Here is a 12,753-nt window from a genome sequence, read left to right as displayed (position 1 = left end):
AAGTTACCTACATAGAACGTGTCCTGAGAGCCTAAATAGCCAGGGTGATGCGTTTCAATTTCACCGCAGGCTTCATCGTCCTGTTTTTTCTTTTCCAGCGCAGCAACTTGGTCTTCGCTAAGAATGATGCCTTCCTTTTCAACCTTGTCTTCCAAGGCAGCTAAACGCTTTTTGAAGTTCTCCAGGTTATGCCGGAGCCAGATGGATCGAACACCACTACCAGACACGAATACACCTTGCTTACGAAGTTCATTGCTGGTTCTGGCTTGGCCGTGTGCAGGAAACTCTACTGCGTATTTAATAACGGATTGTTCCGTTTGTTCATCCACGCGATTCTTAAGGTTAGGAGTGCGTCTGGACTGACTAATTAGCGAATCAACACCACCTTCTTTAACCAGTTCCTGATACCGGTAAAACGTATCTCGTGATACACCCATGATTTTGCAGGCTTTAGATACATTACCGAGTTCCTCGGCTAGATTGAGTAAACCTGCTTTGTGTTTAATGATTGGATTGTTAGTATGCAACATGAGAGTTACCTTTGGTTTGTTTAATAAAGATTCGACACCTTTATCAAACCGGGTAACTCTCATCATTTCAAGTCGATGTGTCAGATCTGGTCGGAACTAATTCAGTGTACCCTAACCTAAATGCAAATTCAGGATCATCTTCCAACTTTGTAAGAATCGTTGATAGTTTGCAGAAAGGTCAGGCTTTGCTTGAAATAACAAAGGCTTTAACTCACTAAAGCCTTTTGCCCACCTATCTTCTGTGCTCACCTATGTAAGCTTGGACCTTTTGTAAGGCTTTTCAGTTTATTACGAATTCTCTGTATAGCCAGCTCTGATTGCTGCTGAATTGCTTCGCTGAGTTCGATTTTTAGTGAAGTGAATTCTGCAACTTGCTCTTGTAGTTTGCGCATTTGTGAAGTAAGGCTATTTAGGCGCCCCGTAACTTCTTCAAGTTCCAGGCGTTTTTTACTTACTTGAGTACTCAACTTTTCACTTTTCTCTTTAATTAATACTGCCTGCCTTCTTGCTACCGCTAATCTTTGCTGCACATACTCTTCTTTCTTTAAATGCTCCGCGCCGGTAATAATTTTTGATACTCCTCTGGCGAAGCCCCACTTTTTAAAAAGTTCAAAAGCGATGCTTTGAATTTTCTCAAAATTTGGATTCAGTTTAAGAGTTTTCCCGCTTTTATCTTTGCCTTTTTTCATTAAATGACGAAGAGGTGCAATTAACTTATCCGTCGAAAAATCAAAATTCATAAACTGAACGTGTGCATGAATATTGCGGATAAACGTTTTTGACTTTGATCCAGGCCTAGTTTCGTACCTGCCTTCATCAAGATGAAAATCAATCCCTAGAGGCTCGAACCCAAACTCAGCTTTAATGGCGTTTGCATAGTCTTTTAGTTTTGAAATTACTGCTCTTTTAACTCGCTCAGGAGAGAACTTTGACTCGAGCTCTTTGTACCGGGTTTCGCTGAAGCAGATGATATGTTCGAACAATAAATTGTTATCTGCCCTGACTTTTTTGCCCATCACTTCTTTGTGCTGGCGGCATAGCAATTCCAGAGCTTCTGCACATGAGTTTGCGCCGTGAAAATAGTAGCCGACATTATCTTTGCTAAACTCAGTTTTCACATTTTGTGAGTGCGTGAAGCCATTGCGCTTGTGATGTGCATGATCGAGGACTGCTGTAGCGGCCTCGCGCTTGTAATAACCGCAACGCACAGAAACATATTGAGTGGTATTCATTTTTGTCTCCAAATATCCAATGCATGTTTGCAATGCGGCGAAAGACATGGAACTTCAGGTAAGATAGAGTCACCACATACACAGGCTAGCCTGTGTTTTTTGACCAGTTTTACAACTTTCGTAATCGCATCGTTGTCATCTGCGAAAAATTCTCTAATAACACCCTCTTGGTACTCCCAGTCAGTCCAAACTTTGGGCTTCCACAGCAGGTAGCTTCGATCTTTGCCAGAAATAATAATTAGTAGCAGCTTTGCTTCATCCGCGAACGTTCTTTTTTTGTCTGTCAGCGCAGTGGCTTTTGATGAAGTCTTACATTTTGTACTTACATAAAGACCCTTAAGTGAGCTTGTCATCAAATTTAAAAAATTATCTTCATCGGAATAAGTTGGCTTGTCTGGCATGTGATTTTCCCCGTTCCTGTTTTAAAGATAGTATCTGATTTTTTGCGATTTTTCGGACTTGAGAGATATTTTTTAAGTTTCTGAAATAAAACAATAAAATTGTTTATTATGAGAATGGTGTAATTTTTTTACTGATCATAAGATCAGTTGTTTATTGACTTTAAGGGACTTATGTGTGACATTAAGTCACACATAAGTCCCCTTATTAGGTGCAGTAATAATGGAAGAAAGAGAGCTATTGACAACACTTTTAGATATCTATGATCAAAAGTTTTTGGCGAATTATCTGAATGAAGAGGTTGGCAGTTCGCTGTGCAGGGAAACGATCAATCGATGGATGAAAGGCAAAGCTGAACCTTCTCTAACTCACGCAGAATACGAGGCTTTATTTAAGCTGATTCCTCAACCTACGATTACTGAAGAAAATTGTGATTTTCGATTCATTGACTTGTTTGCAGGGATTGGCGGTATCAGAAAAGGTTTTGAAGCCCAGGGAGGAATGTGTGTATTCACAAGTGAATGGAACAAGTATTCTGTTAAAACTTACAAGGCAAACTTTGGTAATGCGAGTGAGCATAAATTCAACGAAGATATCCGCAGCATAACATTGTCTGATGACGAGACTGTCACGGAAGATGAAGCGTATGAAAGTATCAAAAGTCACATTCCTGCACATGACGTACTGCTCGCAGGCTTCCCCTGTCAGCCTTTTTCCATTGCAGGCGTATCCAAAAAGAATTCGCTGGGCCGTGCGCATGGTTTCGAGTGTAATACTCAGGGAACATTATTTTTTGACGTAGCCAGGATTATTGCAGCCCGCAAACCTAAAGCATTTGTGCTGGAGAATGTGAAAAATCTTAAATCCCATGATAAGGGGAAGACATTCAGGGTCATCATGGAAACACTGGATGAACTAGGTTATGAAGTAGCAGACCGCTCATTTGAAGGAAAAGATCCTAAAATCATTGATGGGCAACACTTTACTCCGCAGCACAGAGAAAGGATCGTTCTGGTAGGTTTCAAAAAAGATCTCGATATACACCACGGCTTTACACTTAAAGATATTGAGAAAGTTATCCCGGAGCGGAAGCCGAGTATGGGGGATATTCTGGATCGCGATGTAGACGATAAGTATATCCTGACTCCAAAGCTATGGCGGTACTTGTTCGATTATGCTCAAAAGCATAAAGCGAAGGGGAATGGCTTTGGCTTTGGCCTGGTAAATGAAACCAGTATTGCCAGGACACTTTCGGCAAGGTATTACAAAGATGGTTCTGAGATTCTCGTCGACCGCGGCTGGGACTTTAATAAAGAATTTGATGATGCCAGTAACCTTGTTAACCGGCCGAGACGTCTGACACCCTTTGAGTGTGCAAGATTGATGGGGTTTACTGATAAAAATGATGAATTTAAGATTCCCGTATCAGATACTCAGGCCTACAAGCAATTCGGTAACTCGGTAGTTGTACCGGTCTTCGCGGCGGTTGCACAGCTTATGAAGCCTTATATCCTGAAAGCTATTGACGCCGATAAACGCAGAAAAATAGCAGCTTAAGAATGGCTGATGTTCACTCTCCTGAAATACGCCGCAAAAACATGCGGGCGATCAGGGGAGTGGACACGAAACCTGAAATCAAAATCAGAAAATTACTTCACAAAAACGGTTTTCGTTACCGTATTTCCCCAAAAGAATTCCCCTCAAAGCCTGATATATATTTCCCAAAATACAAAGCGTGCATCTTAGTGAACGGTTGCTTCTGGCATGGTCATCACTGTCACATGTTTAAATGGCCGGGTACAAACAAAAAGTTTTGGGAACAAAAAATATCTGCTACGATTCTCCGAGACAAAAGGAATATAGAACAACTTCATGTACTTGGCATGAAAACACTTGTCGTGTGGGAGTGTTCGCAAACCGGAAAGCGGAGACTGCCAGATTCAGTTCTATATCAGCTGATAGAACGTTGGCTGGTGGAACTCGGCGATAATTGTGTGCTGGACGCTGATGGGCTTAAACGAGCCCCGTAACGGAGCTTAAAAGATGGATCTTCAGAGAATAACTAGTGAACTAAAGCGGCATGGTGCTAAACAAATAGTCTTTAAGCCGCTGGCGAATAACGATAATACCAAGCAACAAGTGTATTTCGGGGGGAGTTTTGACGCACTCCAACTGCTGCCATCGGGTGAAATCTACTCTGCTGGAATGAGCAAGAAAGGTCCAATATTTAAAGCTCCTTTGGATTTTCACTGGCTATCCCCCGATGGTGAAATTGAGAAAGCACCAGGGGCTCAGCTCATTCTATACCCCAAATACCCTGAAATTCGCTTCAGTGGATTTCTAAAGAAATGTAAATTTTCCCCAAGCAAATTAATGCAAGCACCTACCAAGGAAGAGCGAGAGGCAAGGCAGAATAAACATCGAATTTTATTTTTGGGCTTAGCTGACGAGCGGGTGATTGGCTACGTTACTCACTGGGATGAAGAAGTTTCGTTGACCGTAAATGCAATGGTGGAGGCTAACGAGTATCCGGCTATTGCAACAGTATTTTATGATTTAGACGACAATGCTGTAGATACGAAATCTGATCTGTTAAATAAACTGAAAAACATATATGAGATGGGAATGGTTCCATCTCAGCGTATAAAAAACGGCGAGATCATTCCATATGTTGCCCAAAACGGTGCTGGATTTACTCTGGAGAGTCTTTTCGGTATCTCACCAAACGGTGTAGCTGAGCCTGATTTTAAAGACTGGGAGCTGAAAGCACACTCTGGGAGTGTGGTAACCCTTATGACTCCTGAGCCCAATTTAGGCCTTTATACCCAAAGCCTCGAAGAATTTCTGAGAAATTATGGCTGGTCAAATAAGCCTGACAGACTGGATTTTGCCAGCATTCATAAAAACAATTTGTTGAATAAACGCACTAAGTTGTTACTAATGATGGAAGGTTACGATCCTGATAGACAGGAAATCACCGATCCTGACGGAGGGCTTCTTTTAGTTGATGAAAGCGGAAATGTGGCCGCTGGGTGGACATTTAGTAAAATACTTGAGCACTGGAAGAAAAAGCACTCAAGAACGTGTTTTGTCACATACAGTAAACATGATAACAACGGAATATTTTTCCAGTTTGGACCGTCAGTTAGACTGGCTGAAGGTGCTGGCATAAAAAACTATCTTCACTCACTTTTCATCCAGGCTGTTTATTATGATCCAGGCATCAACATGAAATTCATTGATGGAAAATGGAAACCCAAAAAACGAAATCAGTTCAGGATTAAATGGAAAGATATTGAAGCGCTTTATGAAATTGTCGTAGACCTATCGATAGATGATTTACAATGATTGTGTGAATTGAGTTAACTGCTTGTGTATATCACTAGCTAAAGGTTCGACTTCTTCTTTGGTAGATGGCTGTATGCTTTGCGTCGCTGCCGCAACTTCCTGAGGTAGGAATCGAGCTTTTCCTTCATTCTTTTGTTGTGATTCTAAGTATTCAAGCGTAACTAAACTAGGGGCCCGTGCATGTTGCGATGCTAAATACCCTAGTACTTTTTTTTGAAAATCTAAATTACGCTCTTTACTAGGAGGCCAGGTGTCCCAGTCAATTAATTGAACTCCGAACGATAAAAAAACTTCAATTACAAAAGTGGCGCACGTAAAACCAATCGAGTAATCGTAATTGTCATTTAATTTTCCACTTTCAGAGTCAAAACAATAGACCCGGTGATCCAAGCCGTATCTGATAAGAGTATCTTGATTAACTTCAGCAATTTGTTGCAAAGATGCTAAGATTACTTGTTTTCGTATTGGATTGAAATCAGGACCAAAATCAACCCATAAATAGTTTGAAGAGGGCTCGTCTAGAAGGGAAGTCTTATAGCCGCCTACATGAAGAAGCTTTACTTCATCGCTTTCATCATCAAATTTAAACAGAATTGCAATATGGTTTTGCTCGGTGCCAGGCTGGGAAAGTGCTACTCCAAAACCATCGACTTCAGAAAAACTATGTTCTGTAGAGATATTTAGCTTCATTACCTGAATTAGTTTAATCCATGTAAGATAGAATCAGCGTCTAAGCCTTGGTTAAGTAACGCATTCCGAACTTTTGAAAAACTAACTTGCCAAGCTTCCAGTTTATTTTTTGCTGGATAGGTTGCGCTAATAAAACTAACCATTGCTGTCGGACTAAGCTTCTTCAAATTCATTTCTAGTAGGGCATCATTCGCTATTTGATAATTACCATCAGCCAGCAGATTCTTTAAGCCTGAAATTAACGGTAAAATCTCTTTAGCAGTATGTGCTTCATGTGAAGTTTCGTAAAAAGACTTTAACCATGGTAGATTATTTGCAGCACTATTATCTACCAACACCTTTTTAGACTCAGATATTGTAGAAAACTTGCTTTCATAGATGTGAGAGTAAAATTCAGACGCTACACATTCTGTAGCGGCACCTACAGCATCAATTACGAATGCTGCAGTTAAACCTGCAACAATTACTGTTCTCGGCGTATTATTCGAGGGGCTCTGGGTTAAGGGCGTCAAATAGTTCTGGTTTAATACACCATCTGAAAAAGTCTCTTGCCTTGATGTTTGCGTCATCCAAGAACTTTCTTGCGCTATCATTCTTAATTACTCCCTCTATATAAAAGTCACTATCTATCAAAAAACATTTTTCATTATTTTGATTGCTATTGATAATTCCATATGTTGCATTCATTTTTGCGTTTTTGTGAATACTCTCCAATGCCAATGTAAAATTTGATTGACTACCTAAAAGATTATTTACTAATTCTTGTTGTTGAAGAATAGCAACCAATGGTTCTTTTAGAAGTCTAGACCAATCGGCGTTTATGTAAGCATCACCAAGAGCACTTCTTTGAATTACATCCCTATACCGTAAACCTACTCTTTTATATGGAACCAGCAGGTCAAGCTTGTCTAAAGCATCATAAACTTTAAAAAGCGTACCAAAAAACTTCTCTTTAGATTCGTATGCGGTAGTTACGCAAGATAGAGAGTCAGGTTCCAAAACAACTTTTATTGACTCGTCTAACGAAGAAAACTCAAAAACAGGTTTCTCTATGTTTGAAACAGTTTGTGTATCAGCGTTGACGTGAAGGCTTACACTTTTTGCCTTTTTAAATAAAGGTAACTCTTCCTTGACCAAGTCGTGCAACTTGATTAGGTGCTGCCCGTTAACAATTTCATCCACTGTAGAAAAAAAAGCTAGCTGGCACACCACCTCTACCAAAGGGTTCTTTCGAAATTTTACTCTGGAAACTGGTTCAAATGGCATTAATCAAACTCATGTAGAGGACCGTCACAATTCGTATAACAGTTTACAATAACACACGACACGCCTAAGTATACTAGATGAACTATTAAATTGGTAATAACAAGCATGTAGAAGCCCTAGTATGGAATAGGTTGAAGCGTTTTTAGCTGCTGGGGAGTAGCTCATTACAAATTTATTGATCCAAACTTTCTTTCCACCTTTGCTCTTTTTTTATACAAATATTTGGTTGGTACTTAACCCTGAAAAAAAATTCAAAAATATTTTTTCAAGTAAATCAATGGAGTTTTTTGGGGCTTTGGTTATATTAATAAGCATTATTGTCAACTGGGAAAAGTCCTTATTTTTTAGTGATATAATGACGATTCGTCGGCATGGAGCCGCGTTATTGTCTAACTAAATTAAGGAATGAAAATGGCACGTTTTTCTGAAACAACAATCACGAAAACTGAGTTCGACATGAAAACAGGTGAAGCGTCAAAAGAAACAGAAAAGCAAATTAAAGTAGAAAAAAAGGATAAGGTTCCGGAGTACGTGATGCTGTTCAAAAACAGCGAACATCTGGATAGACTGAGTGGAACTCAAATTCGAATTATTATCGAAATTACACGTTTGATGGAAATGGACTCGTGTGAGATTGATCTCTCGACGGCTGCGCGAAAGAGAATCACTAAAAAGCTGGGAACGAGCATGAGCACATTCAGGTCTGCTCTTGTCGCGTTCATCAAGAATGGGATTTTGATCAGGAGTGATGATGGGGTGTTTATCGTCTCACCGTTGTTTGCTTTCAGGGGGCAACTGAAAGTTAACTACAAATTTCGACAAAGTCTCTACGGATATTGATTAGTGCTTGGGGTTGCCTTTGGCGGCCCCTCTTTGAATACAATATAAAGCGAATGTTTTAATTTCTTTATATTTCAGTTGGTTATTTGATTTTGGTGTTGTAAGAGAGGCATGCTTCTACTATAAAAGTGGAATGATGTGGCTACGTTTCGCAGGACACAACTATAGCAGCTAAAGCTTGTTTAGTTTGGGGCCGGAAGAAACTGCTGATGCTTCCTTGCTGCGATTTTTGTTGGCTTGTAACCGCTCGTTTAACCACCTCAATACTTCGCTTTTTACCCACAATTTTTTTCTGCCGAATCTTATGTGTCGGGGAAGAGCATCACCGGTCGGATCTTTACTGGTAATGTTGTAAATGTGAGCAGTGGTAGTTCTAAGTAAAGCAGCAAGTTCTTTCGTTGTTAAGAGATATTCGTCATCCATGATTTAAGCCCCGTACTTTTATTTTTTTAAATTTTATCAAAGTGATAGGCTTTTTTCTGAGACAAAAAAGCACGAGGATTGTCATGCTAATTAAGGAAAATTATGCTAGATAAGTTTATCGCACGACTCAAAGCGCAATACTGGTTTTACTTCGTCAGAGAAAAGCTTATTTTCCACGAGATAAACGATATTAAAACTTGTCTGGATGAATTAAAGCTTAATGCAAATTCAGGGGGAGGTTACAAAAAATCGCTCAGTCGTATTGTAAAGCTGGAAAAGCTCACCGAGGAGCCATTAACTGAGAATATATACTCATACCAAGCGATGTCAGACCGACTTTTGAATCTGAATGGAGGTCAAGATTTCGGATATGAATTTTCTGAATACATTAGTCACTTTAAATGTGGTTTACGGCCACTACCCGACACACTGAAGAAACGAATAGATCGCCTGATACCGGGTAGTAAACTAGCACATGACCAAGGGCCCCAAAATTTATTTTCAGTTCTTGAAGCTTACTCTCTACCCTCGGCTGTCTGGATTATTAACCAGTCACTATTGGATGCGATAGAATCGCATGGAGACGAGCAGCATCCAGAGTTTAAGGAGATACAAAGACTCCTTAATGAATATATGATGTCGAGCATTTTCTCAGGTGTTTTCTCTTTGCTCGAAAATCAAAGAAGGGTATTTAATATCCTATTCCCGGAAAACAAGTGGGACAGTTGTACAGCCTATGTAAGACCATCTTCCGCTAACTTACATGCACTTGATACAGATAAGCTGCTGCATTCAAATATTTTACCGATTCATATTGCGGCCCCTATTGCTGTTGGCTTTGCATTTATAAGAGCGAAATACCTTGGAGAAGAGCACTTCCTCGCTAGGGTGTGCTTTGAGGATCAGTTTCTTAAGATACTGAATGTAAAATATATGATGAAAGAAGATCTGTGGCTTTGTAGTAATGGTGAGGCTACTCGTCAGCGAGGCGAAAAATACGAAAAAGATTCAAAATTTGATGGGCCTAAAATCAGACAAGCCTTTCAATCTGCAAAGCTCAGAACTACCCCACTTCTATTTTCGTTTCCTCAAAGCATGCATAGCTCAGATGAACAGCCACAGTCTTGATTGGATATGTTGATTTCGGTGAATAATTGGGACATTATTGGGACACGTATCTAGTTAGTACGAATTAGAACTAATTAGCTGCAATCGGTTCATAAGCACGTCCTTTGTGGGCTTAGAGAGATAAACCTCCATTTTTCGCAGCTTGCCCCTGACCCTCCGGAGGCAAAGGTCATAGGTTCGAATCCTATCGGGTGCGCCAGATACAAAAGAACCAGCCTCGTGCTGGTTTTTTTGTATCTGCAGTATTCCGTGGATGAGAAACTTCGTTCGACAAAATTGCCGGGAGCAATTTTGAACGCGCTTTAGCGCGGCCCGTAGGGCGAGGCGCAGGACGCGCCGAGTAATCCTATCGGGTGCGCCATTTTTAAAGGGCTGCAGCCCGATTCTATTCTTCTTTAAATTCCCTTTTTGAAATATGCAGCAAATGTGTAGCAGATTTTGAGTTACGCGAGATTTTATTCGTGCGGTCGGTTATTTAATGTATCTGAATATGTATAATCGAAAAAAAATTTCAGGAAGAAAATTAATGCGTACGGTTATAACTTCAAAAACTTTTGAGAGAAACCACTTAGCTAGGCAAGTGATAGACTTCTTCGTTGAGGCCGCTAAACGGTTCAATTGGGGTGAAGAGGATGCTGTTCTGTATTACGGATTTCCTAAATTTCATGGCTATGAAGAATACACTCCTTGTCCTGAAATTCTATTCCTGAGTAAAAACCATGGGATGCTGGCCCTTAAGATCGTTAACGAAGGGGATTCGGATGATCTAGAAGCTGACCTGGATGAGATTCACAGCCTCATCTTTACTAAGCTCTTTGAAAGTAGAGTGCTCAGAAGTGGGAAACGAAGAACTAAAGAAATAAGGCTTCCATTAGAAGTTTTTGGCTTTGATGAAGATGACACATTCGGAGATGTTATTCTTACGTGCGCTGAAGATATTGAGCAAACGCTTGCTGATATGCAAGCAAGTTTTAATGCATTGAATGATTTGGAGTTCAATGAGTGTCGCTCAATTATTGAAGGTACTAAAGCTCTTTCTTCTTACACAAAAAGAGATATTGATCAGTCTGACACCAGTTCAAAATCTTATGTCCTAGCAGCACTCGAAGAAGAGATTAAGAATTTTGACTTTGAGCAAAGAGCAAGTGCTGTAAGTATTATTGACGGGCCTCAAAGAATAAGAGGGTTAGCTGGATCCGGTAAAACAGTCGTTTTGGCTATGAAAGCTGCACACCTGCATCTGACTGAGCCAGATAAAAGAATATTGTTTACGTTTTACACAAAGAGCTTGTATGACCACGTCAAGAATCTGATTACCAAGTTTTACAGACATTATAAAAAAGTAGATCCGAATTGGGATAACTTGCACATCAAACATGCTTGGGGGGGAAGCGGTATTGATGGCGTATACTTTTCCGCATGTACCTCAAACGGAATACAGCCGATGAAGTTTTCAGAGGCTCGAGCACGAGGTTCAAATCCCTTTGACTATGTATGTAAAAATGCGCTCTTATCTCAAGAGAAAATAAGACCTATATATCACTATGTCCTAATGGATGAAGCGCAAGACATGCCGGTTCATTTTTTTAGGTTGATATATCAATTAACTTTAGGGCAGAAAGATTTCAAAAACATAATCTGGGGTTATGATGAGTTACAAAATATTTTCAAGGTGAAAACTCGTTCCCCGAAAGAGCTTTTTGGACAAGATGTTGACGGAACAGACCTGGTGGATCTAGATAGATCTAGTCAGAATCTACCAAGCTATCTTGAAAATGATATTGTGCTTAAAAAATGTTACCGAAACCCTAGAGACATATTAATAACAGCTCATGCCTTAGGTTTTGGGCTCTATTCTAAAGATGGTCAACATGTTCAGTCATTAGAGGATAAGGAGCACTGGCAAGATCTTGGATATGAAGCTAAAACTGACGATTTCTCAATCGGAGCAAAGGTTGTTATTGAACGCCCGGAAAAAAATAGTCCTCTCTCAATTCTGAATTATGAAACTAAAGAAGAGTTGATTAAGTATAAATCGTTGGGAGATATGACTTCTGAATCTCAATGGATTGCGTCTGAAATTGAAGACTTTTGCAATAATGGTCATCTTAAAGCTGAGGATATTCTAGTTATATCCTTAGATGATAGAAGGGCTAGAGAATATTTTGAAATATTGACTCTAGAGCTTAGCAAAAGAGGATTGCGTTCTAACAATGTTTTATTGAACCCGTATAACTCTAAAAGATATTTAGAAGAAGGTAAGGTTACTTTATCCACTATACATAGAGCGAAAGGAAATGAAGCTCCTGCTGTTTTTGTTATCGGAGTAGATGCTCTTTACTATGATAGAAAAAGTAGATTTGCCAGAAATAAAATTTTTACAGCTTATACGAGATCTAAGGCATGGTTAAGAGTTTCTGGAGTGGGCAGTAATGCAGATGCGTTCTTCGCTGAAATGCATACTGCTATAAAGCTGTCTCCAAATTTGGAGTTTTATCAACCAGATCCAGATACGATAGAAACGATTCAGCGTGATTTAAGTGATAAAAAGAAAAATATTAAGCAACTGAGAGAAGAGATTAGCTCACAGTTAGATTTGCTCAATTTAAGCGAGGACGAAAAGGCAGCTTTCTTTAAAGGTGATTTATAATGCTGGAAAGGGACTTTCAGAGAAGTATTCGAAAGGCTATGTTCGGATTAACTGTTGTTGAATCGAAAAGAGCCTGTTTTCGTTAAGGTTTTCTGGATTATCCATAAACCTGAACCAACCCAGGTAGTGTTCCAAGTATTTTGTGGCTACTCCGTGAAACCGTTTCATCCACGCTTTCAGACGGCTGTGATAGGCGTTAACATTCTGAATATGAAAGACTTTATCTATCACCTTAACACCTCCCGCC

The 12,753-nt window shown here is 39.8% G+C and carries 13 protein-coding genes and 1 pseudogene; 6 read left to right on the top strand and 8 right to left on the bottom strand.

The annotated features are described in order from the left end of the window. From C6Y40_RS02435 to C6Y40_RS02425, 3 genes are all read right to left on the bottom strand, one after another. Nucleotides 1–530: helix-turn-helix domain-containing protein (locus C6Y40_RS02435; RefSeq protein WP_146129474.1), on the bottom strand; the 530-nt coding region annotated here is incomplete at its 3' end. A 245-nt stretch (nt 531–775) separates the two neighbouring features. Further along, entirely contained in the window at nt 776–1,762 is a 987-nt protein-coding gene (locus C6Y40_RS02430; protein WP_105933178.1) for a plasmid recombination protein, read from the bottom strand. After that, nucleotides 1,759–2,163, bottom strand: coding sequence for a hypothetical protein (locus C6Y40_RS02425; RefSeq protein WP_105933177.1), 405 nt, complete (start codon nt 2,161–2,163; stop codon nt 1,759–1,761). The genes C6Y40_RS02430 and C6Y40_RS02425 overlap by 4 nt, the downstream gene beginning before the upstream one ends. Before the next feature lie 220 nt (nt 2,164–2,383). On the opposite strand from C6Y40_RS02425, the gene dcm reads away from it, so the two are divergent. Genes dcm through C6Y40_RS02410 form a run of 3 tightly spaced genes read left to right on the top strand, consistent with a single transcriptional unit; the run spans nt 2,384 to nt 5,509 of the window. Then, nucleotides 2,384–3,718, top strand: a complete 1,335-nt coding sequence (gene dcm / locus C6Y40_RS02420; protein WP_105933176.1) for a DNA (cytosine-5-)-methyltransferase — start codon at nt 2,384–2,386, stop codon at nt 3,716–3,718. Nucleotides 3,719–3,720: 2 nt separating this feature from the next. Continuing rightward, entirely contained in the window at nt 3,721–4,191 is a 471-nt protein-coding gene (locus C6Y40_RS02415) for a very short patch repair endonuclease (protein WP_105933175.1), read from the top strand. A 13-nt stretch (nt 4,192–4,204) separates the two neighbouring features. Continuing rightward, nucleotides 4,205–5,509, top strand: coding sequence for an MvaI/BcnI family restriction endonuclease (locus tag C6Y40_RS02410; RefSeq protein ID WP_105933174.1), 1,305 nt, complete (start codon nt 4,205–4,207; stop codon nt 5,507–5,509). On the opposite strand, the gene C6Y40_RS02405 is transcribed toward C6Y40_RS02410, so the two are convergent. From C6Y40_RS02405 to C6Y40_RS02395, 3 genes are read right to left on the bottom strand one after another with little or no spacing between them, the layout of a single operon-like run. Continuing rightward, nucleotides 5,501–6,199, bottom strand: coding sequence for a hypothetical protein (locus C6Y40_RS02405; protein ID WP_105933173.1), 699 nt, complete (start codon nt 6,197–6,199; stop codon nt 5,501–5,503). The two genes, C6Y40_RS02410 and C6Y40_RS02405, sit on opposite strands and share 9 nt — an antisense overlap. Before the next feature lie 8 nt (nt 6,200–6,207). Continuing rightward, nucleotides 6,208–6,711, bottom strand: coding sequence for a hypothetical protein (locus C6Y40_RS02400; RefSeq protein WP_146129473.1), 504 nt, complete (start codon nt 6,709–6,711; stop codon nt 6,208–6,210). After that, nucleotides 6,680–7,465, bottom strand: a complete 786-nt coding sequence (locus C6Y40_RS02395) for a TIGR04255 family protein (RefSeq protein ID WP_105933171.1) — start codon at nt 7,463–7,465, stop codon at nt 6,680–6,682. The genes C6Y40_RS02400 and C6Y40_RS02395 overlap by 32 nt, the downstream gene beginning before the upstream one ends. A 411-nt stretch (nt 7,466–7,876) precedes the next feature. Here C6Y40_RS02395 and C6Y40_RS02390 point away from each other — a divergent pair, with 411 nt between their 5' ends. Next, nucleotides 7,877–8,305, top strand: a complete 429-nt coding sequence (locus C6Y40_RS02390) for a replication/maintenance protein RepL (protein WP_170308389.1) — start codon at nt 7,877–7,879, stop codon at nt 8,303–8,305. Between the two features lie 171 nt (nt 8,306–8,476). Here C6Y40_RS02390 and C6Y40_RS02385 read toward each other — a convergent pair whose 3' ends face one another. Then, nucleotides 8,477–8,728 (bottom strand): helix-turn-helix transcriptional regulator, encoded by a 252-nt coding sequence (locus C6Y40_RS02385; RefSeq protein ID WP_105933169.1) that lies wholly within the window; start codon nt 8,726–8,728, stop codon nt 8,477–8,479. A 102-nt stretch (nt 8,729–8,830) separates the two neighbouring features. On the opposite strand from C6Y40_RS02385, the gene C6Y40_RS02380 reads away from it, so the two are divergent. Beyond that, entirely contained in the window at nt 8,831–9,856 is a 1,026-nt protein-coding gene (locus tag C6Y40_RS02380; protein WP_105933168.1) for a hypothetical protein, read from the top strand. Nucleotides 9,857–10,346: 490 nt separating this feature from the next. Then, nucleotides 10,347–12,506, top strand: coding sequence for a DEAD/DEAH box helicase (locus C6Y40_RS02375; RefSeq protein ID WP_170308388.1), 2,160 nt, complete (start codon nt 10,347–10,349; stop codon nt 12,504–12,506). A 36-nt stretch (nt 12,507–12,542) separates the two neighbouring features. Here the strand turns inward: C6Y40_RS02375 and C6Y40_RS02370 are convergent. Beyond that, a pseudogene (locus C6Y40_RS02370) lies at nt 12,543–12,753 on the bottom strand (IS1595 family transposase); the annotation flags it as partial.

The sequence above is a fragment of the Marisediminitalea alba genome, assembly GCF_002993365.1.
GTDB classification, from domain to species: domain Bacteria; phylum Pseudomonadota; class Gammaproteobacteria; order Enterobacterales; family Alteromonadaceae; genus Alteromonas; species Alteromonas alba.
This window is presented reverse-complemented; position numbering and strand designations above follow the sequence as displayed.